Origin of the sequence: Amycolatopsis sp. NPDC052450, from assembly GCF_044547565.1 — a bacterium.
Taxonomy (GTDB): domain Bacteria; phylum Actinomycetota; class Actinomycetes; order Mycobacteriales; family Pseudonocardiaceae; genus Amycolatopsis.
This window is the reverse complement of sequence record NZ_JBIUAQ010000008.1, coordinates 280,416-304,156: the sequence shown is the minus strand read 5'-3', so window position 1 is coordinate 304,156 and position 23,741 is coordinate 280,416. Positions and strand designations below refer to the sequence as shown.

The 23,741-nt window shown below is 68.1% G+C and carries 28 protein-coding genes; 15 read left to right on the top strand and 13 right to left on the bottom strand.

What is annotated here, in order from left to right; all coding sequences use genetic code 11:
• Window positions 1-52: 52 nt before the first annotated feature.
• From ACIHAO_RS17040 to ACIHAO_RS17025, 4 genes are all read right to left on the bottom strand, one after another.
• Window positions 53-475 (bottom strand): hypothetical protein, encoded by a 423-nt coding sequence (locus ACIHAO_RS17040; RefSeq protein ID WP_396558774.1) that lies wholly within the window; start codon window positions 473-475, stop codon window positions 53-55.
• 559 nt (window positions 476-1,034) lie between these two features.
• The gene (locus ACIHAO_RS17035; RefSeq protein WP_005151365.1) at window positions 1,035-1,382 is read right to left on the bottom strand and encodes an RNA polymerase-binding protein RbpA; all 348 of its coding nucleotides are present in this window, start codon (window positions 1,380-1,382) and stop codon (window positions 1,035-1,037) included.
• Between the two features lie 226 nt (window positions 1,383-1,608).
• Window positions 1,609-2,367, bottom strand: a complete 759-nt coding sequence (locus ACIHAO_RS17030; RefSeq protein ID WP_396558772.1) for a thymidine kinase — start codon at window positions 2,365-2,367, stop codon at window positions 1,609-1,611.
• Window positions 2,368-2,397: 30 nt separating this feature from the next.
• The gene (locus ACIHAO_RS17025) at window positions 2,398-3,798 is read right to left on the bottom strand and encodes an MFS transporter (RefSeq protein ID WP_396558770.1); all 1,401 of its coding nucleotides are present in this window, start codon (window positions 3,796-3,798) and stop codon (window positions 2,398-2,400) included.
• Between the two features lie 270 nt (window positions 3,799-4,068).
• On the opposite strand from ACIHAO_RS17025, the gene ACIHAO_RS17020 reads away from it, so the two are divergent.
• Window positions 4,069-4,743 carry a transglycosylase family protein gene (locus tag ACIHAO_RS17020; protein ID WP_396558768.1) on the top strand — a complete coding sequence of 225 codons (675 nt, stop codon included), beginning with the start codon at window positions 4,069-4,071 and terminating at the stop codon, window positions 4,741-4,743.
• A gap of 73 nt (window positions 4,744-4,816) precedes the next feature.
• On the opposite strand, the gene ACIHAO_RS17015 is transcribed toward ACIHAO_RS17020, so the two are convergent.
• A complete protein-coding gene (locus tag ACIHAO_RS17015; RefSeq protein ID WP_396558766.1) occupies window positions 4,817-5,596 on the bottom strand; it encodes a glycerophosphodiester phosphodiesterase in 780 nt (259 codons plus the stop codon).
• Between the two features lie 66 nt (window positions 5,597-5,662).
• Here ACIHAO_RS17015 and ACIHAO_RS17010 point away from each other — a divergent pair, with 66 nt between their 5' ends.
• On the top strand, window positions 5,663-6,046 hold the full coding sequence (locus tag ACIHAO_RS17010; protein WP_396558764.1) for a hypothetical protein: 384 nt from the start codon (window positions 5,663-5,665) through the stop codon (window positions 6,044-6,046).
• A 1-nt stretch (window position 6,047) separates the two neighbouring features.
• Here ACIHAO_RS17010 and ACIHAO_RS17005 read toward each other — a convergent pair whose 3' ends face one another.
• On the bottom strand, window positions 6,048-7,028 hold the full coding sequence (locus tag ACIHAO_RS17005; protein WP_396558762.1) for a tyrosine-type recombinase/integrase: 981 nt from the start codon (window positions 7,026-7,028) through the stop codon (window positions 6,048-6,050).
• A gap of 799 nt (window positions 7,029-7,827) precedes the next feature.
• On the opposite strand from ACIHAO_RS17005, the gene ACIHAO_RS17000 reads away from it, so the two are divergent.
• From ACIHAO_RS17000 to ACIHAO_RS16970, 7 genes are all read left to right on the top strand, one after another.
• The gene (locus tag ACIHAO_RS17000; RefSeq protein ID WP_396558760.1) at window positions 7,828-8,154 is read left to right on the top strand and encodes an ArsR/SmtB family transcription factor; all 327 of its coding nucleotides are present in this window, start codon (window positions 7,828-7,830) and stop codon (window positions 8,152-8,154) included.
• A complete protein-coding gene (locus tag ACIHAO_RS16995) occupies window positions 8,151-8,633 on the top strand; it encodes an SRPBCC family protein (RefSeq protein WP_396558758.1) in 483 nt (160 codons plus the stop codon). Before ACIHAO_RS17000 ends, ACIHAO_RS16995 begins: the two co-directional genes overlap by 4 nt.
• Window positions 8,633-9,112 carry a pyridoxamine 5'-phosphate oxidase family protein gene (locus ACIHAO_RS16990; RefSeq protein WP_396558756.1) on the top strand — a complete coding sequence of 160 codons (480 nt, stop codon included), beginning with the start codon at window positions 8,633-8,635 and terminating at the stop codon, window positions 9,110-9,112. Before ACIHAO_RS16995 ends, ACIHAO_RS16990 begins: the two co-directional genes overlap by 1 nt.
• Window positions 9,113-9,145: 33 nt before the next feature.
• Entirely contained in the window at window positions 9,146-9,634 is a 489-nt protein-coding gene (locus ACIHAO_RS16985) for an HIT family protein (protein ID WP_396558754.1), read from the top strand.
• Window positions 9,635-9,745: 111 nt separating this feature from the next.
• A complete protein-coding gene (locus tag ACIHAO_RS16980; RefSeq protein WP_396558752.1) occupies window positions 9,746-10,237 on the top strand; it encodes a DUF4303 domain-containing protein in 492 nt (163 codons plus the stop codon).
• Between the two features lie 86 nt (window positions 10,238-10,323).
• Window positions 10,324-10,740, top strand: coding sequence for a VOC family protein (locus ACIHAO_RS16975; protein WP_396558750.1), 417 nt, complete (start codon window positions 10,324-10,326; stop codon window positions 10,738-10,740).
• Between the two features lie 96 nt (window positions 10,741-10,836).
• Complete coding sequence (locus tag ACIHAO_RS16970; protein ID WP_396558748.1) at window positions 10,837-11,676, top strand: class I SAM-dependent methyltransferase; 840 nt, start codon at window positions 10,837-10,839, stop codon at window positions 11,674-11,676.
• 1 nt (window position 11,677) lies between these two features.
• On the opposite strand, the gene ACIHAO_RS16965 is transcribed toward ACIHAO_RS16970, so the two are convergent.
• The 4 genes from ACIHAO_RS16965 to ACIHAO_RS16950 are packed head-to-tail and all read right to left on the bottom strand — an operon-like array spanning window position 11,678 to window position 14,370.
• Window positions 11,678-12,319 (bottom strand): class I SAM-dependent DNA methyltransferase, encoded by a 642-nt coding sequence (locus ACIHAO_RS16965; RefSeq protein ID WP_396558746.1) that lies wholly within the window; start codon window positions 12,317-12,319, stop codon window positions 11,678-11,680.
• Window positions 12,320-12,329: 10 nt separating this feature from the next.
• A complete protein-coding gene (locus ACIHAO_RS16960; RefSeq protein WP_396558744.1) occupies window positions 12,330-13,088 on the bottom strand; it encodes a putative protein N(5)-glutamine methyltransferase in 759 nt (252 codons plus the stop codon).
• A complete protein-coding gene (locus ACIHAO_RS16955) occupies window positions 13,085-13,852 on the bottom strand; it encodes an NAD(P)-binding domain-containing protein (protein ID WP_396558742.1) in 768 nt (255 codons plus the stop codon). The genes ACIHAO_RS16960 and ACIHAO_RS16955 overlap by 4 nt, the downstream gene beginning before the upstream one ends.
• Before the next feature lie 2 nt (window positions 13,853-13,854).
• The gene (locus tag ACIHAO_RS16950; protein ID WP_396558740.1) at window positions 13,855-14,370 is read right to left on the bottom strand and encodes a DinB family protein; all 516 of its coding nucleotides are present in this window, start codon (window positions 14,368-14,370) and stop codon (window positions 13,855-13,857) included.
• Between the two features lie 144 nt (window positions 14,371-14,514).
• On the opposite strand from ACIHAO_RS16950, the gene ACIHAO_RS16945 reads away from it, so the two are divergent.
• The 5 genes from ACIHAO_RS16945 (at window position 14,515) to ACIHAO_RS16925 (ending at window position 18,466) form a co-directional block, all read left to right on the top strand.
• Window positions 14,515-15,048 carry an RNA polymerase sigma factor gene (locus ACIHAO_RS16945; protein WP_396558738.1) on the top strand — a complete coding sequence of 178 codons (534 nt, stop codon included), beginning with the start codon at window positions 14,515-14,517 and terminating at the stop codon, window positions 15,046-15,048.
• Between the two features lie 20 nt (window positions 15,049-15,068).
• A complete protein-coding gene (locus ACIHAO_RS16940) occupies window positions 15,069-15,527 on the top strand; it encodes a peroxiredoxin family protein (RefSeq protein WP_396558736.1) in 459 nt (152 codons plus the stop codon).
• A 32-nt stretch (window positions 15,528-15,559) separates the two neighbouring features.
• A complete protein-coding gene (locus ACIHAO_RS16935; RefSeq protein ID WP_396558734.1) occupies window positions 15,560-16,165 on the top strand; it encodes a TetR/AcrR family transcriptional regulator in 606 nt (201 codons plus the stop codon).
• Window positions 16,149-17,768 (top strand): acyl-CoA dehydrogenase family protein, encoded by a 1,620-nt coding sequence (locus ACIHAO_RS16930; protein ID WP_396558732.1) that lies wholly within the window; start codon window positions 16,149-16,151, stop codon window positions 17,766-17,768. Before ACIHAO_RS16935 ends, ACIHAO_RS16930 begins: the two co-directional genes overlap by 17 nt.
• Before the next feature lie 266 nt (window positions 17,769-18,034).
• Window positions 18,035-18,466, top strand: coding sequence for a hypothetical protein (locus tag ACIHAO_RS16925; protein WP_396558730.1), 432 nt, complete (start codon window positions 18,035-18,037; stop codon window positions 18,464-18,466).
• On the opposite strand, the gene ACIHAO_RS16920 is transcribed toward ACIHAO_RS16925, so the two are convergent.
• Entirely contained in the window at window positions 18,453-19,202 is a 750-nt protein-coding gene (locus ACIHAO_RS16920; RefSeq protein WP_396558728.1) for a nucleotidyltransferase domain-containing protein, read from the bottom strand. The two genes, ACIHAO_RS16925 and ACIHAO_RS16920, sit on opposite strands and share 14 nt — an antisense overlap.
• Window positions 19,203-19,233: 31 nt before the next feature.
• Here ACIHAO_RS16920 and ACIHAO_RS16915 point away from each other — a divergent pair, with 31 nt between their 5' ends.
• A complete protein-coding gene (locus ACIHAO_RS16915; protein ID WP_396558726.1) occupies window positions 19,234-19,881 on the top strand; it encodes a DUF4865 family protein in 648 nt (215 codons plus the stop codon).
• Here the strand turns inward: ACIHAO_RS16915 and ACIHAO_RS16910 are convergent.
• Entirely contained in the window at window positions 19,818-20,978 is a 1,161-nt protein-coding gene (locus tag ACIHAO_RS16910; protein ID WP_396558724.1) for an SWIM zinc finger family protein, read from the bottom strand. The genes ACIHAO_RS16915 and ACIHAO_RS16910 overlap by 64 nt on opposite strands.
• A complete protein-coding gene (locus tag ACIHAO_RS16905) occupies window positions 20,975-23,692 on the bottom strand; it encodes a DEAD/DEAH box helicase (protein WP_396558722.1) in 2,718 nt (905 codons plus the stop codon). The genes ACIHAO_RS16910 and ACIHAO_RS16905 overlap by 4 nt, the downstream gene beginning before the upstream one ends.
• Between the last annotated feature and the right edge of the window lie 49 nt (window positions 23,693-23,741).

Genomic DNA, 23,741 nt, shown 5'->3' with positions numbered 1-23,741 from the left:
CCTCTCTGTCGCAGTTCAGCCCTGTGTCCGGTCAGGCCCGGCAGGACCTCGTTCAGCCGATCGGGGTCGACGTGCAGGCGTTACCGTTCCTGCCGCCCACTTTGGTGAAGGAACCGTTGGCGTTCCTGTTCCAGAAACTCACGCAGATCAGCGAACCGGCCGGGAAGCTCGCGTTGACGCGGAACGTGTGGTCCGACTCGCGATTGGTCGGGCCGGTCTGCTTGTAGGTCCCCGGCCCGAAAAGCTCGAAGAACCCGAATTCCGCGGTGGTGTTGAGGTTCCGTGATGCGATGACCTCGGAGACGGCGTTGCCGCTGCCGTAAGTGTTGTTGCAGATCGTCGTCCCCCCATAACAGACGGTCTCCCGCGCGGTGACGCCGCTCGTACCCGCGGTGGCCGGCGTGGCCAACCCCACCACAGCCACCGCGGCAACCCCTGCCGACACCCAGGCGCGGGCACCCACTCGAACTCCCATGACTTCTCCTCCGATCGCGCGGTACCCGGCCGTTCCAGGCCCGCCGCCCCTCACACGCCCGGGTGCGGCGGCGAGGTTGTCCGCCTACCTGCCAACCACCCAAACGGAGTGACAATGCCGCCACCGATGTCTCGCGTGGGTCGATCTTCAGCGGCACGGCCATCGGCGCAGCCGAGCTGGGCGATATCGCCTTCGATCGCACCGAAGAAGTTGATGTTCTCGCTAGGCGCTGGGGAGATGCGGGCCGGGACATCGTCGTCGATACGGCGTCCCGCGCCGCGCGGACGGCGCCCTCGTGGGCGTAGAGCTGGTTCCGCTTCAACGCGTGCAGTGACTCGCCCTTGTTCGGCTGCCGCGAGATCTTCCGCCGGTAGGCCGGATCGGCCAGGTAGCGGGAGGCCTGTCCGGTCGCCCGCCGGATGTCAGGAAAGGGCGTTCAAGACGTTTTTCGTCCTGAACGACCCTTTCCTGACATCCCCCAGACACGGCGAAGCCCCCGCGGAGGGAGGTCGCGGGGGCTTCGCCGATTCGTGGTGGGGCTAGCTACTTGTGCCGTGCGTCAGGCGGACCGGGTGGTCCTGCGTCCCTTCAGCTCGGCGAGACGTTCGTTGAGCAGATCTTCGAGCTCCGGGATAGAACGACGCTCCAGGAGCATGTCCCAGTGCGTCCTCGGGGGCTTGACCTTCTTCTGCTCCGGCTGTCCGCCGTCCACGATCTCGGACTCGCTGCCGTGCAGCCTGCACTCCCACACCGAGGGGATCTCGGCGTCGTCGGAGAAGGGCACCTCGAACTCGTGGTTCTTGGGGCAGGCGTAGCGCACGGTGCGGCGGGGCGCGAGGTCGTGGTTGCGGTCGGTCTCGTAGCTGACCGCTCCCAGCCGGCTTCCACGGAGAACACGGTCGGCCATGATGGGGGTCCTTTCAGTCAGCTCCGGGTGGAGCCAGGGTGATGCTCACCCTATGCAACGACGATGAAGGCCAGAGGATTCCCTGAACAGCATGTCCTTGCTCACGATGAGCTGTGTCACCCGGTGGCAACAGCTTCTCCTAGTAGGAGTGATTTCGCGCTCTGGCGTGACGTCAATACGGCCATCTTGGTGCGGATATCCCCCAGATGGGCTAGTAGTACGCCTGTCACGTCAACCGTAACTGACCGTGTTGGGCCGAGGTCGGCCCCAGGTCGCCCAGTCGAAAGTGCCGACGGCACAATACCTGATAACGGACCGTGTTCGGTTCGCCCTCAGACGGTGATGCCGATGAAGATTCAACGACCAACTGCTCGGTATCCGCCACCACGACGGTGTCCCCGGCCCGCAACACCTCGCCGTCGGACACCCTCGCGTTGAACCGCCCCGTCTGCCCGCACCAGCACAGCACCTCGACCTGAACGGGCTGCAACTCATCCGCCAGCTCGAACAACCGCGCGGCCCCCGGGAACAACATGCTCCGGAAATCCGTCGCGATCCCGAAGCAGTACACGTCGATCTGGACGTCATCGGCCAATTCAGCCAGCTGATCCACCTGATCGGGCGACAAGAACTGCGCCTCGTCGACGATCAAGTAGTCCACATGCCGCCCGGCCGCCCACTGCTCACGCACCAGCAACCGCAGATCGGTCTCGTTCCCGACCTCGATCGCCTTGCGCGTCAACCCGATCCGGCTGGTGATCTGCGGTTCACCGGACCGGTCGTGGCGCACCAGCACCATCCCGCGACGACCCTGCCGCGCGTGGTTGTGGTCGATCTGCAACGCCAGCGTCGACTTCCCGCAGTCCATCGGCCCGTAACAGAACTTCAACTTCCCGACGACCGGCACACCCCGCCGTGAACCCGCCACCGGCACCGACGACAACGCGTCCGTGGGGTCCGGGCCACTCTCCTTCAGTACGGTCACGACGCTCGACCCTATCGGCACGCTCCGCCGTCACAGCACCGCCGGTGGCCGGTTGCCCGCCGCCTCGATCGCACGGCGCACCGGCACCAGCCACACGAACACGAAACCGAGCACGAAGAAGATCACCAAAGCGATGATCGCCCACCGGAACGAACCGGTGATCTGCCCGACCGCGGCGAACAACAGGGGACCGAGCCACGACGTCCCGCGCTCACCCACCACGTACAGCGAAAAGTACTGCGCGTCCTTCCCCTCGGGGATCATCTGCCCGAACAACGACCGCGACAACGCGTTCGTTCCACCGAGCACCAGCCCGATCCCGACCGCCACCGCGTAGAACTGCAACGGCTGACCGGCCTCGATGAAGAACGCGAAGCACAACACGACCACCCAGGCCACCAAACTGCCCAGGATCGTCTTCTTCGCCCCGATCCGCGCCGCGATCGCACCGTGGATCATCGCCCCGGCGTACGCCAGGAACTGGATCACCAGAATCGTGACGATCAACACCTGCGTGCTGTACTTCAGCTCGTCCTTGCCGTACTGCGCCGACACCGCCACCACCGTCGTGATCCCGTCGGTGAAGACCAGGTAACTGCCAAGGAACGCCAACGTCAGGGGATAGGCCCGCGCCTCCTTGATCGTCTGCTTCAGCTCCTTGAACCCGGCCGTCACCACCGACAGCCCCCGCTCCGCGGACTTCGGCACATGAGTCCGGGGGAGTGCGCGCACCGCGGGGACCGTGAACACCGCCCACCAGATCCCCGACGTCAGGAAGCAGATCTGGATCGCCAGATGTTCGCTCACCCCGAAGAAGCCATGCCCCATGAAGAACCCCAGCTGCAGCGCCAGCGCCAGACCACCGCCGAGATACCCGAACGCCCACCCCTTCGACGACACCGCGTCCCGCTCATCCGGCTCCGCGATGTCCACCAGGAACGAGTAATAGACGACCAGCGCACCGCCGTAACCGATGTTGGCCAGGATGAACGTCCAGACCCCGACCTCCCAGTTCGTCCCCGCGATGAAGAACATCGCCGCCGACGCCACCGCGCCCAGGAACGCGAACCCGCCGAGGATCCGCCGCTTGTGCCTGCTCCGGTCCGCGATCGCGCCGGCGATCGGCAGCACCAGCACCTGCGTCACCGTCGCGACCGACAGCAGATAGCCCCACAGCGAGCCCGCCGGGAAATGCAGCCCGAACAACGAGACGTCGCAGTTCTGCAGCGTGCTCGAAGCTCCACTCGAATCGGTGCACGCCCTGTCCCCGTTAAGGGTGAAATTCGCCTTGGCATCCGCGGACGCGATATCGCTCAAATAGAGCGCTCCGAAGACGGTGATGACCGACGAATAGAACGGCGAATTGGCCCAGTCGTAGAGGTACCAAGCGCGCCACACCCGCTTGCGGTCACGGGTCACGGCCACCGTCATGCACTGCTCCTGAAGTCGAGAACGTCGAGGTCAGCGGGAGACTACTGGTCATCGAGCCCACCTGTCCGGCACAAGCCGGGACCGTGTTCGTTTCGACGCGAGACGAACCCTTCCCGGCAACCTCCGCGACCATCGTCGGCGTGTCGCTGCCACGATCCCTGTATGTTTCATGTGAGGCTGGAGTGCGAGCTGTGACTCTTGTGAAGCATGTGTCCTGTACTTACTGTTCCGCTCATGAGGACCCATCGCCTTCGCACAGCACACCGCGTAGTGGCGAGAACGCTCCTGCTCGCCCTCGCCGTCACGGGCCTGCAGATCGCCACCACCGGATCCGCCGCCGCGGACCCCCACGGCTCCCACTGGGCCAAGCTCCGCATGTGTGAATCGAGCGGCCGCTACAACATCAACACCGGCAACGGCTACTACGGCGCCTACCAGTTCGACCTGCCCACCTGGCGCAGCGTCGGCGGCCAAGGACGCCCCGACCAGGCCAGCCCCCGCGAACAGGACTACCGGGCCCTCTACCTGTACCGCATGCGCGGCTGGCAACCCTGGGAATGCGCCGGCAAACTCGGCCTCCGCAACGACGGCGACGGCCGCAGCAAACGCGTCCCGTCCTACGACGACTCCGCCTACATCGGCGGGGGAGGACAGCCCGCCCCGCCGCCTCCGCCCAAACCGAAGCCGACCCCGCCCGCTCCGCCCGGCGGCCCCCAACCCGCCTGGCCCGGCGTCGTCTACGCCTACGGAGACTGCGCCGCCCCGCTCAAGCAGTTCCAGCTCCGCATGAACGCGTTCGGCTACGGCTTCACCGGCACAGGCTGCTACTACGACAAAACCCGCGAAGCCGTCCTCGCCCTCCAGCGAGCCAACGGCATCAACGACTCAGGACGACTCGGCCCCAAGACCTGGGACGCCGCCTGGAACGGCAAGCCACCCCGGTAGCGCCACCCCGTCCGCAATTCGTCATCTACTTGCGCCCGCCGGCGAACGCAAGTAGATGACGAATTGCGGGTCGTCAGGAAGGCCAAGCGCCCCGTTCCCGAAGCACCTCGCGCAGCAGATCCGGCCGGTCCGTCACGATCCCGTGCACCCCCAGATCCAACAGCAACCGCATCTCCGCCGGATCGTCCACCGTCCACGTGTGCACCTCGAAACCCCCACGCGTCGCCTGCCGCAGGAACGCCCGGTCCACCACCTTCAACCGCCCCTGCCGCACCGGCACCTGAGCCATCGCACCCCGCGACAACGCGCGCAACGACACCAGCGGCAAGAACCCGTTCGCCCACATCACCGCCACCGAACGCGGCCCCATCGCCGTCACCAGCTTCGGCCCCGCCAGCTTCCGGATCCGCGCGAGCCGCGCATCGGAGAACGACGCGGCCGCGACCCGGTCGTGCGCACCGGTCCGCTCGATCGCCCGCACGAAGGGCGCCACCGCCTCGTTCGACTTCACGTCGATGTTGAACCGCGCCTCCGGCAACTCCTCGAGGACGTCCTCCAGCCGCGACAACGGCGCGCGACCCCCGACCTTGACGTTCCGCAACTGCGCCCACGTCTGCCGGGAGATCAACCCCGCGCCATCGGTCGTCCGGTCCAGCGCGGCATCGTGATGCACCACAACCACACCGTCCGACGTCGCGTGCACATCCGTCTCGAGATAGCGATACCCCTCAGCCGCCGCCTGCTGGAACGCCGGCAGCGAGTTCTCCAGTCCTTCCAGGTCACCGAGATGCCAGCCCCGATGGGCGAAGGCACGCGGGAGCGGGTCGGCGAGGTACGGAAACAAGGTCGGCACCCCACTAGTGTGCACTTCGGCCGTGGCCTCGGCATGATCGTCGGGTGGCCAGCTAGGGTCTGATCCGTGAGGGAAGTCGCCGAACACCCGAAGACGTCCGCCGAAGAGGTGTCCGAGTTACGTCGCGCGGGAGCACCCAAACACTGCGGATGGTGCGGCCGACGGCTCGAACAAGGCGGCAACGTCGGCAGGCGCCGCCGCTACTGCGGGCAATCCTGCCGCCAGCGGGCCTACGAACGCCGCACCGCCCTCCAACGCAGCGGCCTCCCCGAAGACGCCGTCGTCCTCTCCGACACCGAGATCGCCACCCTGCAGGACAGGCTCTTCCAGCTCCGCTGCGCCGCCGAAGACGTCGTCACCGCGGCCGAAGACGGCGCGTCCGTCGCCGAACTCCGCGGCCTCGCCGGTGAAATCGCCCAGGCGGCCAAGGACCTCGAACAGCTCCGCTGAGCTACACGATCCCGTCCAACGCCCGGTACGTCCGGTTGCTCGCGGCCGCCGCCCGCTGCTCACGACCGGTCGCCTCGATGTAGTTCTGACTCGTCGCCAGGCTCGCGTGCCCCAACAGCGCCATGATCTCCGAGGCGGTCGCGCCGTCCTCGGCCAGCCGGGTGGCGAAGGTGTGCCGCAACGCGTGGAGATTCGCCCCGACCGGCACACGGTCGTGCAGGCCCGCCCACCGGTAGCACGACTTGACCAGGTACTCGAGCGCGCCGCGGCCGATCGGCTCGCCGGCCCGATCCCGGAGGAGGGGAGTGGAGGGCCCGAACCGCTGCTGCGGGAAGCGACGGCGGCAGGAAGCCAGGTACTCCTCGATGATCTTCTCCATGATCGGCTGCACCGGGATCGACCGGTCCCGGCTTCCCTTGCCGTGGACGTGCAACCGCATCTCGCCCTGACGGCCGACAAGCGACCGCGCGGTCAGCGCCCGCATCTCCGCGGCACGCAGCCCGGCGACCAGCCCGAGCGCGATCACCAGGACGTCCCGCTCCGGCCATGGATCCCGCGTCCGGCGCGAACCATCGGCGGCGGCCGCGAGCAACTGCTCCGGGGTTTCCTCGCCCCGCAACGGTTTCGGCGTCAACGGGGGTGCCTTCGGGCGCGCGACCGCGCCCATGGGATTGCCCGAGAGCAGCCCGTCGGACACGCAGAAGGTGAGGAACTGGTTCCAGGTCGACCACGCGCGCAGCACCGAACTCTTCGCGTGAGTGTCCGCGAAGGCACCGAAGGCGTTACGGAGCGCCTGAGCGGTGAGCATCTCGACGGTGAGTTCGTCAGGGGAGCGGCCGAGCTCGCGGAGCAGAAGAGCTGTGATGCCGGCGAGGTCGCGGCGGTAGGCGTCGGTGGTGTGAGGAGAATCCTTACGGGGACGACGTGCGGCGAAAAAGGCTTGCTGTGCCTCGGAAACCCTCATGAGCATCTTGTACCGCATGGCACCGACAGTCTTACATTGGGTTATATTCCGTTTCATGCATAATAGTGATTATGCATGAAACGGAGTGACGGGTCCGGAAACCCCTCGCGGGGGATCTCGGTTCACTCGTCGCCCCCTGGGTGTCCTGTACGGGACTAGCCTGACCAGTTTCCGTTCGAAGTTCCTCTCGCGACACTTGGACTCACCGGACGACCTGGAAGCCTGGGCCTGGCCGCCCGGACGACCGGACTGGCGAGATGAGCCCAGGTGGCGCCTCCATTGATCAACATCGACCCGAGACGTCCGGATTGATTCGTCACAGTGACGTATTGGGGCCGGGTGATCGGGCATCCGTTTTGCGCCCCCGGGGGTGCTCCGGGTCGCCTCGGAGGATCAAGGGCTGCCTGGAGTTTCAGGGAGAGCCGAAGGCGGCCGCGTCCGCATCAGGCGCGGCGAAGGGAACTTTCTCCGCATGGCATGCAGCGAAGGGCCCTTTCGGTGCATGTCAGAGACCCCTCTCGACCCATGTTCTCCAGGTCAGCCAAAGTGCCGATAATGTACATTATGTCAAGTAACTGCCATCTGGCCACGTGGTGCCGCTAGACCACCCTGCCCTACGGCTTTGCCGCGCCCCCGCATCGCCGAGGTTGTCGCCCAGTCCACCGAGCTTCGCCTCCACGCTCGAACGGTCGGCGGCTCACTCGCAACCAGGTCGAACCCGCCGCACAACCCCTGGATCCGCCACGCCCATGACCTGTAAAGGCCGCTCACCCTCCAGTGTTGCCACCGAACCTTCGTAAGTCTAGACTTACGGTTCGTGGACACTTACCGAGTCACGGATGCCGCGTGGAACGCGCTCGGGGATCCGAGTCGGCGCGCGATCATCGAGTGCCTGGCCGAGCGGCCACGGTCCGTCCGTGAACTCGCCGACCAGCTTCCGATCAGCAGGCCAGCGGTATCCCAGCACCTCAAGGCCCTCAAAGGCGCAGGGCTGGTCGCCGACCGCCCCGTCGGCACCAAGCGCATCTACCAGCTCAATGCGGCCACCATGGGCGCGTTACGCGATCAGCTCGACACTTATTGGAGCCGCGCGCTGGCCGGCTACAAGGACGTCGTCGAACAACCCGAAGGAGATCAGCGATGACCCAGGCAACGAGCACGGTGGTCCGCAAAGAGGTCGTCGTGAACGCCCCGATCGAACGGGCCTTCACCGTTTTCACCGAGCGATTCGGTGACTTCAAACCACCCGAGCACAACCTGCTTCAGGTCGAGATCATCGAGACGGTGTTCGAACCCCACGTCGGTGGGCACATCTTCGACCGCGGGGTCGACGGAAGCGAGTGCCGCTGGGCCCGGATACTCACCTACGATCCCCCGCATCGCGTCGTCTTCAGCTGGGACATCAGCCCCCAATGGCAGATTGAACGCGACCATGAGCACACAAGCGAGGTCGAGGTCCGCTTCATCGCCGAAGCCGAGCAGCGGACGCGCCTCGAACTCGAACACCGCAAGCTGGATCGCCACGGACCCAGCTGGAAAGCCGTCAGCGATGGCGTCGGAGGCGACGCCGGCTGGCCGCTGTACCTCGCTCGCTACGCCCAGCTGCTGCCCGGGAGCCGCTGATGGCGGCATCGAGCACTATCGGCTACACGATGCAGCCACCACGGGAACCGTGGCAACGCAAGAGCGATGTGCTCGAACTGCTGCGTTCGGAAACGACCGCGTGGTTGGCCACGGGCGATGCCGACGGTCCACACCTCGTCCCGCTCCTGTTCCACCACAACGGCGAGGTGCTCACGTTCGCGACCTTCGCGAACAGCCGGACGGTGACCAACGTGGCCGCCACCGCACGAGCGCGAGCTGCCATCGGTCATCCATACGACGTGGTCATGATCGACGGCACAATGACGGTCATCGAACCCGACACAATTGATCCGGCCATCGCCGACCCGTTCGCTTCACTGCTGCGGGGCGGCCCGGACCCGCGGCATACACCCGGATTCGTCTACCTTCAGCTCACGCCGACCCGGTTGCAGGCATGGCGCTCCTTCGCAGAGCTCGGCGACAGGACCCTGATGCAGTCCAGTCAGTGGCTGGTCTGACCGCAAGACGGTCCGTTCTGGTAGACGAGTCTGGTGACCTCACGTTCGCCTTGGCAGCCCGATGTGTATCTCGGCCTAGCCCGCCGTGCTTGTTTCGTCTGCGAATTGCTCGCCGGCAATCCCGACTATCCCCACCACATCGCCCACCGCGACGACCATGCCGTCGTCTTCGCCAGTCGCTTCCCGTCGGTGCTCGGACACTTCCTCGTCGCTCCGGTCGAGCATCGCGAACACGCCGTCGCCGACTTCACCACCGACGAATACCTTGCTCTCCAGGCGGTCGTGCACCGCGCGGGCAGCGCACTCACCGATTTGCTGCCCACTGAACGTCTCTACGTCCTGTCCCTCGGCAGCCAACAAGCCAATCGGCACGTCCACTGGCATCTCGCTCCCCTGCCACCCGGCGTGCCCTACGACCAGCAGCAGACCGCAGTCTTCGAGCCGGGCCGCGGCTACCTCGACATTCCCGACGACGAGCTCGCCGAACTTGCCCGCCGCCTCGGCGAACAGATGACCACCTGACCAAACCGTTTACGCGAGCCTTCGCGCTTAGCCGAAACCGAACATCAGGACGCGCGCGTCGGTGTGGTTCCATGCCTCATGATTCCTACCGAAGCCGACCTTGGGAACGCGTTGACCACGGCCGCTCGTGCGGCTGTCACAGACCTGTTCCGCGACAACCCTGGCCACACGTTCTACTACGTCACGCTGACCACGCCCGGCGAGGCGTTCGGCCCGGCGCTGTCGGCGTGGTCGCGCGAGGCGCTGGCGCAGCGAGGGGACGCCGATGACGTCCGCTACTCCTACGCCGATTCCCCGTTTTCGATTGTGGGCGAGGAATACCTGAAGCCGGTCCGCGAGATGTTCGCCGCCCGGCCGGAGGTGTTCGACATCGCCGACGACGATGCGTCCGAAGCGGAGTTCGATCTTCGGCTTCGCGCGATGGAGACAGCGCTGCGCAGGTTGGATGATGAAGGACTGTTCGGTGTCGGCGTGGCTCGAGCGGACGTGCTGGTTTTGGTCGAGGTCGTTCCTGACGACGAGGAGAACGTTGCCAGGGCTCGTCGGCTCAACCCGCCCGGTCCGGCGTTGGACGCTTGGCTGGCCTACTGCGGCCTGGCCTGAATCCTGCTGCGAATACCTGTCACAGGATGTCGTGGTTCCGGTGGAATGCTCGCGGTCCACCGACACGAAGAGGCAAGCGAATTCCCATGGGATCTCGACTCAACCCGTACATCAGGTACAACGGGAACGCACGGCAGGCGATGGAGTTCTACCGGGAAGTACTCGGCGGCAAGCTGGAGATCGGCACGATCGCGGATTTCGGCTCGCCGGGCTCACCCAACGCCGACAAGGTCATGCACGCCCAGCTCGACACCCCGCACGGATACACGCTCATGGCTTGCGACGTTGATGGGCAGGTCGAGGACGTGTCCCACTCCCCTGGCAACAACGTCGCGGTCTACCTCGGTGGTGATGGCGAACTCCGTGGCCATTTCGAGAAGTTGTCCGTCGGCGGCACCGTGACCATGCCTCTGGAGAAGCAGGTGTGGGGTGACGAGGCCGGCGCGCTCGTGGACAAGTTCGGGATCACCTGGATGGTCAACGTCAGTCAGCGGCAAATCTGATCGATGGTCGGCTGCACCGTCCGGAATATCGCCGCGTTCCGCTGATGGGGTCGCGCTAAGGTCGTCCCCGGGAAGTCGAATCTGGGGGTTACCGTGATGTCCGAGAGCACCGCTGTGCGTGTCGATCCGTCCAACGAGCGGATGTTGAAGGCGTGGGACGGTGATGACGGCTCGCTCTGGGCGAAGCGCGCGCAGCGGTTCAACGACGGTGTCGCCGCTTATCGCGAGACGTTCCTCGGCGCGGCTGATATCGGGCCTGCTGACGACGTTCTCGACGTCGGCTGTGGTGCGGGTCAGACGACGCGGGACGCGGCGCGACTGGCGACCGCCGGTTCCGCGCTGGGTGTGGACCTCTCCAGTGAGATGCTCGGGGTCGCTCGTCGGCTCGCTGTGGATGAAGGTCTTGCCAACGTCGCTTTCGAGCAGGTGGACGCGCAGGTCCATCCGTTCGCCGAGGCGGGTTTCGATGTGGTGATCAGCAGGCATGGATCGATGTTCTTCGGTTCTCCCCCGGCGGCGTTCTCGAATCTGGCGAGGGCGACCCGGCCTGGTGGCCGTCTGGTCCTGCTGACGTGGCAGCCGTTGCGGCTCAACGAATGGATCACCACGTTCCGGACGATCTTCGCGGCCGGGCGTGAGGTGCCGTCCTCGGATCTCGCGCTCAGCGACCCTGTCGAGATTCGACGGTTGCTGGCCTCCGCCGGGTACGCCGACGTGCGGTGTACCGCGGTGAACAAGCCGATGTACTTCGGTGAGGACGTCGATGACGCGGCCGAGTTCATCGTCGAGCAGCACGGTGGGCGGTTGAGCGATCTGGACGAGACGACGCGTGCGGGAGCCGTCGAGGCGTTGCGGGCCGATCTCGCCGAGCACCAGGCCGGCCGAGGTGTTTTCTACGGCTCGGCGGCCTGGCTCGTCGAGGCCCGGCGGCCTTGAGCTACTGCTTGCGGGCGATCAGGTAGGCCTGTGGGGTGCTCTCGAATTCCTCGGACGGTTCGCGGACGAGGGTGGAGAGCACGCTGAACCCGGCCTCCCCCAGCTGCTCGGCGATCTTCTCCGGTGCCAGCCGGTACGCGTCACAGGAGATGTCGTGCCCGTACGCGTGCTCGATGTGGCGGATTTCGTCGCCGACCTGGAAGGCGACCAGCAGGTGGCCGCCGGTGGCGAGGATCCGGTGGAAGTCGGCGAAGATCTCCGGCAGGCGCTCCCGTGGTGTGTGGATGATCGAGTACCAGGCGACGATGCCTGCGAGTGCATCGTCCTCAAAGGACAGACCGGGCATCTCCCCGGTCTGGAAGTCCAGGTGCGGGTACCACTTGCGGGCGACGGTGACCATCTCCGGGGAGAGGTCGACGCCGTGGATGTCGAGGCCCAGTTCGTGGAGGTGCTGGGTGATGCGGCCGGGGCCGCAGCCGATTTCGGCGACGCGTCCGCCGCCGTCGGTTTTGACGAGTTCGGCGTACGCGCCGAGCACGGCGCGATCCCAGACGGATCCGGCGAGGTGGTCGCGGAGGAGTTCGGCGTAGTCGGCCGCGACCGTGTCGTAGGCGGTGCGGGTGGTTTGGAGGTAGTCGGTCACGGCGGCGACCCTATCGCTTCGCCCCGACAACAATCGTCGCGTACAGCTCGTCGTCGGTGATCACTTCAGGGGTCAATCCGTTGTGCGCCATGGCTTCCGCGGTGCTCGCGGCCTGGCTTTCGCCGGTTTCGATCAGCAGGTGCCCGCCTGGTGTGAGCCATTGTGGAGCTTCGGCGGCGACGCGGCGGTGGACGTCGACGCCGTCGTGCCCGCCGTCGAGTGCGACGCGGGGTTCGTGGTCGCGGGCTTCGGGCGGCATCAAAGCGATGGCGTCGGTGGGAACGTACGGGGCGTTGACGACCAGGATGTCGACGCGGCCTCGTAGCGACGCGGGCAGCGGTGTGTAGAGGTCGCCTTCGAAGACCTCTCCCCCGGCTTCGGCGATGTTGGCGCGGGCGCAGCGGACGGCGGCCGGTTCGATGTCTGCCGCGTAGAGGCGGATGTCGCCGAGTTCGGCGGCGATGGCGGCGCCGAGTGCGCCGGTGCCGCAGCAGAGGTCGAGGACGACCGCTCCTGGTCCGGCGAGGGCGACGGCGTGGCGGACGAGGAGTTCGGATCGTTGGCGTGGCACGAAGACGCCGGGTTCGACGGTGATGCGGAGGCCGTGGAATCCGGCCCAGCCGAGGATGACTTCGAGTGGTTCGCCGTCGACGCGGCGTTGGACCATGGTGTCGAGTTCGGCCGGGGTGCGGGCTTCTTCGGTGAGGAGGCGGGCTTCGTCTTCGGCGAAGACGCAGCCCGCTTTCCGAAGCTTGTCGACGATGGTCACTTGTCTCGCAGTCTGGTGAGGATGCCGTCGAGGGCGTGCCGGACGGTGTCGGGGACGCCGTTGGTGCGCAGGTCGGTGAGGAATTGCTCGTTGAGCCCGCCGGGGGTCATGTGTTTGCCGGTGAGGGTTTCGAGGTCGCCGCTCTGCTGGAGCAGGGAGTGGCCGAGCTGGCCGAAGATGTGGCTGGTGAATGCGGTCGCCGTGGTGTCCTCGATCCCCTGGTCGGTCATCCAGGCGGCGATGGTGCCGAGGTAGTCGAGGTGAGCGGCGAAGGTGGCCGTGGCGCCACTGAAGACGTCGAGGTCCTTCTCAGCCGAGGGGACGACGCTGCCGCCGATGCTGTCGAAGAGCGCCCGTGCCCGGGGGTTGTCGGGGTACATCGCGGTGAGGCTTTGGCGGCGGGCCGCCGGGGGCAGCGGGATGCTCCGGACGACTTCGCCCGCGGGGGCGGCCCAGTCGCGCAGCCGGTCGAGGGGGACGCCGGCGAGTGCGCTGATCAGGACGTGGCCGGGCCGGAAGGTGAGGTCTCGGAGGACTTCTTCGGCGATCGGCGGGCGCACGGCGAGGACGATGGTCGTGGCGCTGTCGACGACGTCTTGGTTGCTGTCGCGGACTTCGACGTTGGCGAAGCGGGCCGAGAGTTCTTGGCCGACGCTGCGGCTGCGGGGTGAGAGGAAGATCGAAGGCGGGTCGGCGATGTCCTTGCTGAGGCCTTCGACGATGGCGGCGGTGATCTCGCCCGCGCCGATGAATCCGTAGTCCATGGTCAGGCTCCCTTGTGACCGTCGACGCGTTCGCGGATGAGGTCGGCGTGGCCGTTGTGGCGGGCGTACTCGCCGATCATGTGGACGTAGAGCATGCGGAGCGAGAACGGGTTCCCGCCGACATCGAAGGTGCCGTCGAGGGATCCGCCGGCGGCGGCTTCGTCGGCCAGGCGGATCTCGTCGAGGAGGATGTCGTACGCCTCTTCGGCTTTGGTGGCGTCGAGGACTTCGAAGTCGTGGTCCTTGCCGAGGCCGGGGTCGTAGAGGGGTTCGATGTCCTGTGCGGCGTAGCGCAGGCGGAACCAGATGCGTTCGACCTTGGCGAGGTGGCGGATGATGCCGAGGAGGGTGAGGTTGGACGGCGGGACCGACGCCGTGGCGAGTTGTTCCCCGGTGAGCCCGGCGAGTTTGTGGAGGAAGGTGCCGCGGTGCCAGGCCAGCAGGGAGGGCAGGAGGACTCGCTCGTCGGCGGCGGTGTCGCCGGACGGACGGGTGACCTCGGGGGCGGTCCATGTCATAGCGGCGATCATGCCATCGGGTGACGTGGGGTTCGTGGTGCGCCTGCTGGGGTGAGCGGGGTCACGTGGAGGCCGCTGAATCCTTTGGGGAGGGTCGCGGCTCTTGTAGGGGCCGGGACAAGCTCGGCGCGGGAGGAGGTTGTCGTGGAGGCCGGGTGGCCGAGGGAGTCCTTGATCGTGGCGGCGCAGGGTGGCGACGCGTCCGCCATCGCCGCCTTGGTCTCGGGGTCCCATCCGCATGTGCAGCGTTTCGCGCGGTCGTTGTGTGCTTCGCCGGAGGATGCGGAGGATTCGGCGCAGGAGGCGCTGATCATCCTGTATCGCAAGATCGGCACGCTGCGGGCCACCGGTGCGCTCGCGTCGTGGATGTTCCGGATCGTGCGCAACGAGTGTCTCCGCCGGGCCCGCCGGGCGTTGCGCGGTGACGATCTGGCGGGTTCCGTCGCGGTGGTCTCGGCGGAGGACGACGCGTTGGATCGGCTGGAGGCGCAGCGGGTGGCCGCGGCGATCGCCGGGTTGCCCGCCGATCAGCGGCGGGTGTTGATCATGCGTGACATCCAGGGCCATCCGGGCCGGGCGGTCGCCGACGTGCTCGGGTTGAGCACGGCCGCGATGAAGTCCCGGCTGCACCGTGCGCGGGCGACGGTCCGTTCGGTTCTCGACAACCCCGTTTCCTGACCTTCTTTTGAGGAGTTTTCATGCTCGAAATCGGTTCCGTGGCCCCTGACCTCGCCTTGGAGGACACTACCGGGCAGGTTGTCCGGCTTTCGGAGTTCCGCGGCAAGGAGAACGTGCTGCTGTACTTCATGCGCTCGACCACTTGCCCGGTCTGCAACAGCCATGTGAAGGATCTCGTGGGGCGGGCCGCCGACTTCGCGGCCGCCGATGTGCGTGTCTTGATCGCCGTCCCGGAGGGTCGGGAGGAGGCCAAGGCGTGGCGGTCGAAGCGGGGGTTGTCGCTGCGGGTGGTCACCGGCCGGGGCGCCACACCGCATGAGGCCTTCGGGCTGTCGAAGAAGATGCTGCAGCAGTCGGGCAGCGTGCTGATCGACCGGGACGGCAAGGTTCGTCATGCACATGCGGCGACGATGCCCATCAGCGCTTATGACAAGAAGGGGATCGCCAAGGCCGTCGACGAGCTGGCCAAGGTGCATTGACTGAAGGTGTGAATCGGTGCTTCACTTCTTGAGTGCCGTATCGCCGTACACCGAAGGTCCAGGAGCGACTGGACGCCCAGCGCGACGCCGTCCTCGCCGCCGCCACGGAGCAGCTGGCCGAGCGTGGGTACGCGGGCTGCTCTGTGTCGGCGGTCGCGGAACGGGCGGGGGTGGCGGTCGGAAGCGTGTACCGCCACTTCCCCACCAAGGCCGCGCTCGTCGTGGAGTTGTTCCGCAAGGTCGTCACGCGTGAGGTCGAGGCGGTGCGCGCGGTGTCGGAGCGGCCCGGCACGCCCGCCGAGCGGGTCGTGGCGGTCTTCGACACCTTCGCGAGCCGGGCGTTGAAGACCCCGCGGATGGCGTACGCGCTGCTGGCCGAGCCCGTCGACGCGCCGATCGAGGCCGAGCGGCTGGTGTTCCGGCGCGCTTTCCGCGACATCGTGGCCGAGCACGTGGCCGATGGCGTCCGCTCCGGGGTGCTGCCCGCTCAGGACGCGGAGGTCACCGCGGCGGCGCTCGTCGGGGCGGCCGCCGAGGTGCTGATAGGCCCGTTGACCACCGGCAGTGCGGACGAGGTGTCCGGGCTGCGCACTTTCGTCCTGCGTTCCTTGGGAGGTTGCGATGCCGAGCACTCATGAGGTCACCAATCAGGTGCCGCCGCTGGCTGACTACGACGTCGCCGCCGATCCGGCCTTGCTGGAGGGGCTGGAGCGGGCGGACGCGGGCTGGGCGGTGGCCGAGGTGCACGCCCTCGGCAGGCTCGCCGGAAGTGAGCACGTGCAGGAGTGGGGCAGGCTGGTCAACGAGAACGAGCCGGTGCTGCGCACGCACGACCGGGTCGGGAACCGGATCGACGAGGTCGAGTTCCACCCGCACTGGCACGATCTGATGGACGTCGCGGTGTCGCATGGGCTGCACGCGGCGCCGTGGCGGGATTCCCGGCCGGGCGCGCACGCGGCCCGGGCGGCGAAGATGTACGTCTGGGGCCAGGTCGACGCGGGGCACACGTGCCCGATTTCGATGACGTACGCGGCGGTTCCGGCGTTGCGGTTCAATCCCGAGCTCTCCGAGCGGTACGAACCGTTGCTGGCGGCGACGGAGTACGACTTCGGGCTGCGTGAGCCGAGCTCGAAGCGCGGGCTCATCGCCGGGATGTCGATGACGGAGAAGCAGGGCGGCTCCGACGTCCGGGCGAACACCACCACGGCGCGGCCGCTCGGTGATGGCAGCTATGTGATCGTCGGGCACAAGTGGTTCACCTCGGCGCCGATGTCGGACATGTTCCTGACGCTGGCCCAGGCGCCGGGTGGCCTCTCCTGCTTCCTGCTCCCCCGCGTTCTCCCGGACGGCACGCGCAACGGGATCCGGTTGCAGCGACTGAAGGACAAGCTGGGCAACCGGTCCAACGCGTCGTCGGAGATCGAGTACGACGACGCGATCGGCTGGCTCGTCGGCGAGGAGGGCCGCGGGGTGCGCACCATCATCGAGATGGTGAACAACACCCGGCTCGACTGCGCGGTCGGGAGCGCGTCGGGGATGCGGTACGGCGCCGTGCGGGCCGTCCACCACGCTCGGCATCGTCGCGCGTTCGGGGCCAATCTGGTCGATCAACCGCTGATGGGCAACGTGCTGGCGGACCTGGTCGTGGAGTCCGAGGCGGCGACGACGGTCGGGATGCGGCTGGCGTCGGCCACCGACCGGCCCGACGACGAGCACGAGCAGGCGTTCCGCCGGCTGGGGCTGGCGGTGACGAAGTACTGGGTGTGCAAACGCGGTCCGTCCCATGCGGTGGAGGCGTTGGAATGCCTGGGCGGGAACGGGTACGTCGAGGAATCGGGGATGCCGCGGCTCTACCGCGAGGCTCCGCTCATGTCCATCTGGGAGGGTTCGGGCAACGTCGCGGCGCTGGACACGTTGCGGGCGATGGCGAAGCAACCGGAATCGGTGGCGGCGTACTTCGCGGAGGTCGAGCAGGCGTCCGGCGCCGACGCGCGGCTGGACGACGCGGTGGGCAGGCTGCGCAAGGAACTGTCGGATCTGTCGGACATCGAGTACCGGGCGCGGCGGCTGGTCGAGTCGATGGCGTTGATCCTTCAGGGGTCGCTGCTGGTGCGGCACGGGACGCCGGCGGTGGCCGACGCGTTCTGCGCGTCGCGGCTGGGCGGCGACTGGGGTGTCGCGTTCGGGACGCTTCCGTCCGGTGTGGACGCCAAGGCGATCATCGCCCGCGCCGAGGTCTGAGCGACCGAGAGCAGAGAGGTCTGTGAAGGCCTCCTTGAGGGACTCTGGGTCCCTCAAGGAGGCCTTCACGGACCGGCCTGGAATCCACCGCAGCCGGAGCCCTCACTATTCGCCGAGGTTCCGGACTCTCGGTGCCCGCATGACCACGTGCTGCGCCGGTCCGGTCGGTTCCCCCGGTCGGACCGGCGGCGAGCACTGCGAACAGCCGCAGGATTGCGGAATTCGGGTGCATCCAGACGCCCGCACGTCGGCTACGTTCGTCGGTCATGGTCGATCGCCGAAGATGCCTGTTCCTGGTCCCCGCGATGCTGCTCGCCTCCGGTTGCGCGACTGCCGAGCCGACGCCGATCTTCGCCGCGGCGAGTTCGGATCCTCCCGCCGGGAGCGGGCCGAGGATGGAGGCGGCGGCCCCGTCCGGCACGCCGTTCGTCGCGGCGGACGGGCGGGATCTGAAGGCCTGCTCCGACGGGGAGTGCGAGGTTCTGGTGCGGACCGGTGACCAGATCCCCAACGACGGCGGCGCCGGTCCGCTTTCGGTCGCGGTCCAGGCCGGGAAGGTGGGTCTCGCTCCCGCGTCCGGCGGGATGGGCGGGGCGGTGTCCGGACCCGCGGGGATGGTCCATCAGATCAACCGGCAGGTGATCGCCGTCGTCGCGGTGCAGGGTGGCGAGGGGATCATCCGGCTCAGCAAGAGGTGACGGGCTCTTCGAGCGCGCGACGAAGGGCGACCGCACGCTCGGCATCGTGATGCTCGACGGCGGTCAGATAGTGCTGAACCAGGACCTGCCGAGACCGTTCGAGTTCCGTCAAACCGACCGAGGTCGCCCGGCCGGCACTCAACGCCTCCAGCGCGTGGACGGGCAAGCGGTCGACTTCACGGCCATGCCAGGGATTCAAGCCGTACCGCAGGCACAGCAAGGTGATGATCTGGTCGCGGAGCTCGTCGAGCATCATGACGGCTTGCCACGACCGTCCGCGGGCGATCGCCGCGCGGGCGTGGATCGCATAGAGCCAGGCCATACCGATCGCCTGCGCACTGCTGGGGCCTGGTGAGCTCGTCGGCTCGTTGGCCCGGCCGAAGACGAGCCGGAAGCCGTCCTCGGTGGCGCGGAACTGATCGCGGGGCCAGAACGACAGGTCCACCTGCAGCGACGAGTCGAGCAGGAACACCCGATAGCGCACGCCCTCGCGCGACATCACGTCGAGGGTGTCGGCGACCCCGAACCTGTCGTCGAGCAATCGAGTCCACCGCGTGACGACCGCGGGCTCGTCCACGTCGTCGGCGAGCTGGAGGACGAGATCGAGGTCCGACCAGCGGTCCTCGACGCCGCGTGCAGTCGACCCGACAAGGGCGGCGCCGACGATGTCCACGTCACGGCGGGCCGCGGCGATCAGTTCGTCACGCACTCGGGCGCGGTCTTCGACGTCGAACATCAATCCTCCTGTACCTACTAGTATGTACGGCATGCATGCGATGCAGTACGAAATCACCCTCCCAGCCGACTACGACATGGGCATCATCCGCGAGCGCGTCGCCACACGCGGGCATCTGCTGGACGACTTCGGCGGCCTCGGGCTGAATGTCTACGAGATCCGTGAACGCGGCGTCGACGGCTCGACGCTCAACCAGTACTCGCCGTTCTACCTGTGGCACGACCAGGGCGGGATGAACGCGTTCCTGTTCGGCGGGCCGTTCAGTGGCATCGTCGAATCGTTCGGGCGTCCCGCCGTGCAGCACTGGACCGTGCTCGGCTTCGAGGAGGGGCCCGCGTTCGGCGCTTCTCCGGTCGCGGCGGGAAAGCACGTCGTGACCATCCCCGCGGAGACCGACCCGGCCGCGTTCCTCGGCGAGGCTCTCGACGGGCTGCGCGAACATCTACGGCAGGACGGCGCGCATTCGGGCGCGCTGGCCGTCGATCCGCGAACCTGGCAGGTGGTCCGCTACAGCCTGTGGGCCGGCGAGGCTCCGGAGTCGGACGAAGTCCGGTACCGGATCCTCCACCTGTCCTCGCCGCACTTAGCCGAGCTGCGACGAGGACGGCAGTGGGATCAGCCGAGCAGTGCGGCGAACAACGCGCCCGGATCGGCTTCGGGCGGACCTGCGGGCCACTGATCCCGGTACGGGTACCAGAGCCCGTCCTTGCCCAGCCGCACCTGCACCCCGGTTCCGTGGACGGTGCAGTGGTTACGTTCGACGTCCAGGCCCTGGCCGGGATCGTCCACCACCTCGGTGAACGCGGCCCGCGCGCGGCCCATCGCCTGCGACGGTGGTGTCCACGCGGTCTCCAGCACCTCGAGCCCGGCCCGGCCACCGTGCCGCCAGGCGAGCACCGCGCGGTCGAAGTCCTCACCGTTCTCGGCCGGGCGCAGCCTGCCGGCGACCTCCGGACGAGTGGCGGCGAGGCGGACGGCGTCCTGTTTGCGGGTGAGCTTCGGCTGTGACGTCAGCAGCGCACCGGCCGCCTGGCCCGCGTTGGCGACCAGCAGAGCGAAGGTCTCCGACGGGATATCGGGCGCCCCGGGCACGGTCGGGCCACCGGCGGGAACGAACGCGGCGAGGTCCGGCAAGGGTCCCGGCTCATCGGCGTAGGCCGACTCGGCCGGGACGCCGTCGTCCCCGGTACGCACGAACCGGGGCGCGTTGCGCCGCTGGAGCTCGTCGAGCAGTTCCCGCTCCCCCTTGCCCCGCATCAGCAGCAGCACGAAGGGATCCGCGTCGAGCAGCCACGATGCCTGGAACGACAGCGCCGCGGCATGGCGGCACGGCAGCTCCCAGCCGGGGCAGTCGCAGTCCGGGTCCAGATCGCCGATGCCGGGCAGGAGATGCACCCCGGCGTCGTCGGCGGCCTCGACGAGGTCATGCGGCATGTCCCGGTCCAGCAGCGCGGCGAGATGCCCGGCACGGGAGGCGACCCGGTCGAGGAACCGGTCCCATTCGTCCTCGGTCAGTTCCGCGAGGCGGACCTCGGTGCGGTACTGGCCTTCCTGGTCGTCGACCACGGCGGCGATCCGGCCGGGGCTGACCGTGATCGGGCCGACCCGGCCCCCCGCGGCGTACTTGCGGCCCTGTTTGAGCTGCCGCAGGTCCAGCGCGGTGTCCTCCATCGCGTCGATCCACGCGCGGCCCCACCACGAGCGGGCGAACTGGCCGTGGCCGCCCTGTCGCCCGAAGGCGGGGAAGCCGCGGACGCGATCGTCGGGCGTACTCATCGGCGACTCCTCAGCTCGACCAGATCGGCCAGTTCCGCGTCGGTCAGTTCGGTCAGGGCGGCCTCGCCGCCGGCGAGCACCGCGTCGGCGAGCGCGCGTTTCTCCCTCAGCATCGCCGCGATCCGGTCCTCGACCGTGCCCTCGGCGATGAGCCGGTGCACCTGCACCGGCCTGGTCTGCCCGATCCGGTACGCGCGGTCGGTCGCCTGATCCTCCACCGCGGGATTCCACCAGCGGTCGTAATGCACGACGTGATCGGCGCGGGTGAGGTTGAGCCCGGTCCCCGCCGCCTTGAGCGACAGCAGGAACACCGGCACCTCACCGGCCTGGAACCGGCGCACGAGGTCCTCGCGTTTGGGCACCGGTGTGCCGCCGTGCAGCAGCTGCGTGCCGATCCCGCGCTGCGCGAGATGACGTTCCAGCAGCCGCGCCATGGCCACGTACTGCGTGAACACCAGCACCGCGCCGTCTTCGGCGAGGATCGTGCCCAGCAGTTCGTCGAGCAGTTCGAGCTTGCCCGACCGGCCGTCCAGCACCGCGTCCGACGGCTCCTTGAGGTACTGCGCGGGGTGGTTGCAGATCTGCTTGAGCCCGGTGAGCAGCTTGACGATCCGGCCGCGGCGCGCGATGCCCTCGCTGCCGGCGATGTCGGCCATCAGTTCGCGCACCGTGGCCTCGTACAGGGCCGCCTGCTCGGCCGTGAGCGTCACCGGCCGGTCGGTCTCGGTCTTGGCAGGCAGTTCCGGCGCGATCCCCGGATCGGATTTGCGGCGTCGCAACAGGAACGGGCGGACCAGCCGGGACAGCCGTTCCGCGGCGTCGGGGTCCTTTCCGGACTCGACCGGTTTAGCCCACACACGGCGGAAATCGGCCATGGTGCCGAGCAGCCCCGGCGTCGTCCAGTCCAGGATCGCCCACAGTTCGGAGAGGTTGTTCTCCACCGGTGTGCCCGTCAGCGCCACCCGCGCCGACGACGTCAGCGTCCGCAACGCCTTCGCCGTGCCGGAGCGGTGATTCTTGACGTGCTGGGCCTCGTCGGCGACCAGCAATCCCCACTGGACACCGCCAAGGGGTTCCGGGTCGACGCGCAGGGTGCCGTAGGTCGTGAGCACGAAGCCGTTCCCGAGTTCTTCGAGCGAGCGTTCGGTGCCGTGGAACCGGCGTACCGGGACGCCGGGGGCGAAGCGGGTGATCTCGCGTTCCCAGTTCCCCAGCAGCGAGGCCGGGCAGACGACGAGGGTCGGGCCGTCCGCGCGATGCAGGTGGAGCGAGATCAGCGTGATCGTCTTGCCGAGACCCATGTCGTCGGCGAGACAGCCGCCGAGCCCGATCGACGTCATGGCGGTGAGCCATTGCAGGCCGCGCATCTGGTAGTCGCGCAGGGTCGCGGCCAGGCCTCGCGGCGGTGCCTGCGGTTCGGGCGGCGCGAGCAGCCGCTCCCGCAACGCGGCGAGCCAGCCGTCGGTGAGGACGTCGACGCGTTCACCGTCGACCTCGGCCGTCCCGCTCAAGGCGGCACCGAGCGCGTCGATCGGTGTCAGCGGTTTCAGGGCACGGTCACGTGCCTTCGCCGCCAGCGCCGGATCGACCAGCACCCACTGATCACGCAGCCGCACCACGGGGCGGTGTGCCTCGGCCAGCGCGTCCATCTCGGCCGCGGTGAGCGGCGCGCCACCGAGCGCGAGCTGCCAGTCGAACTGCAGCAGCGTGCCCCCGGCGAAGAAGGACGGGAGGTCGTCCGGCGGCGCGGCACCGCCGCCGACGACGGCCTTCGCACTCAGATCACGGACGAGACCGGCGGGCCAGTGCACCTCGATACCCGCCGTGGCCAGCAGTGGCGCGGCGGTGGTGAGCAGTTCGGTGATGTCGGTGTCGCCGAGCACCACCTCATCGGGCACCGCGGCGCCCAGCAGGGGTTCCAGCGGTGGCCACAGTTGCGCGGCGCGGCGCAGGGCCAGCATGACGTCGATCCGCGCTCGCGGACCGAACCGGTCGTCACCCGACCAGAGCGCGGCGGCGTCGATCAGGACACCGGGGTCGGCGAGGCTGTGCACCTGGACGACCCCGCTGAAGCGGCCGGTCGTGAAGTCGTCGCCCGGTGCCTCGACCCGCACCGAAACCCGGACCCCGGAGTCCAGCCCGGCCGCGACCTCGGCCGCCCAGTCCCGCAACTGCGGAAGACGGTGGGCGGGTGCGGCGGCGAACGCCTTGACGCCCGCCGCCTGCGCGGCCGCGGGCGTGCGGGGAAGGGTGTCGGCCACGGCGTCGAGGAACGCGCGCAGCAACGGATACCGCCCGGGGAGCAGGTTTCCCTCGCCCGGGATCGCTCGTGCCCGGGCCGGCATCGCTTCGGACAGCTCGCGCAGCCAAGCGGCGTCGGCGGGTTCCAGCGGACCCGCGCGCCAGGCGTCCACATCGGACTCCGTGAGCCCGGGAAGCAGCCTGCCCGCCTCGGCGAGCTTCAACGCCGCCGTGGCCGCTGTGCCCCAAAACCGCGCGGAGGGATCGTCGCTCTCACGAAGCCGCAGCAGCGCGGGAAGCGCCTCGGCCATCGGGAGCCGGACGCACGGCACCGTGACGATCTCGGGGAGGGCGACTGTCACCTCCCCGGCTCCCGGCGTGCCCCCGTCGGCGTTCCAGAAAACGAATCCGCTGGTCCGAGGGGGATTCTTCGGTTCGAAAACAACACTGCCGAAACCGTCGTGAGACGCCACTCAACCCCAATCTCTGTACGGTGTACAGTTCAGGATAACACAACTCTGT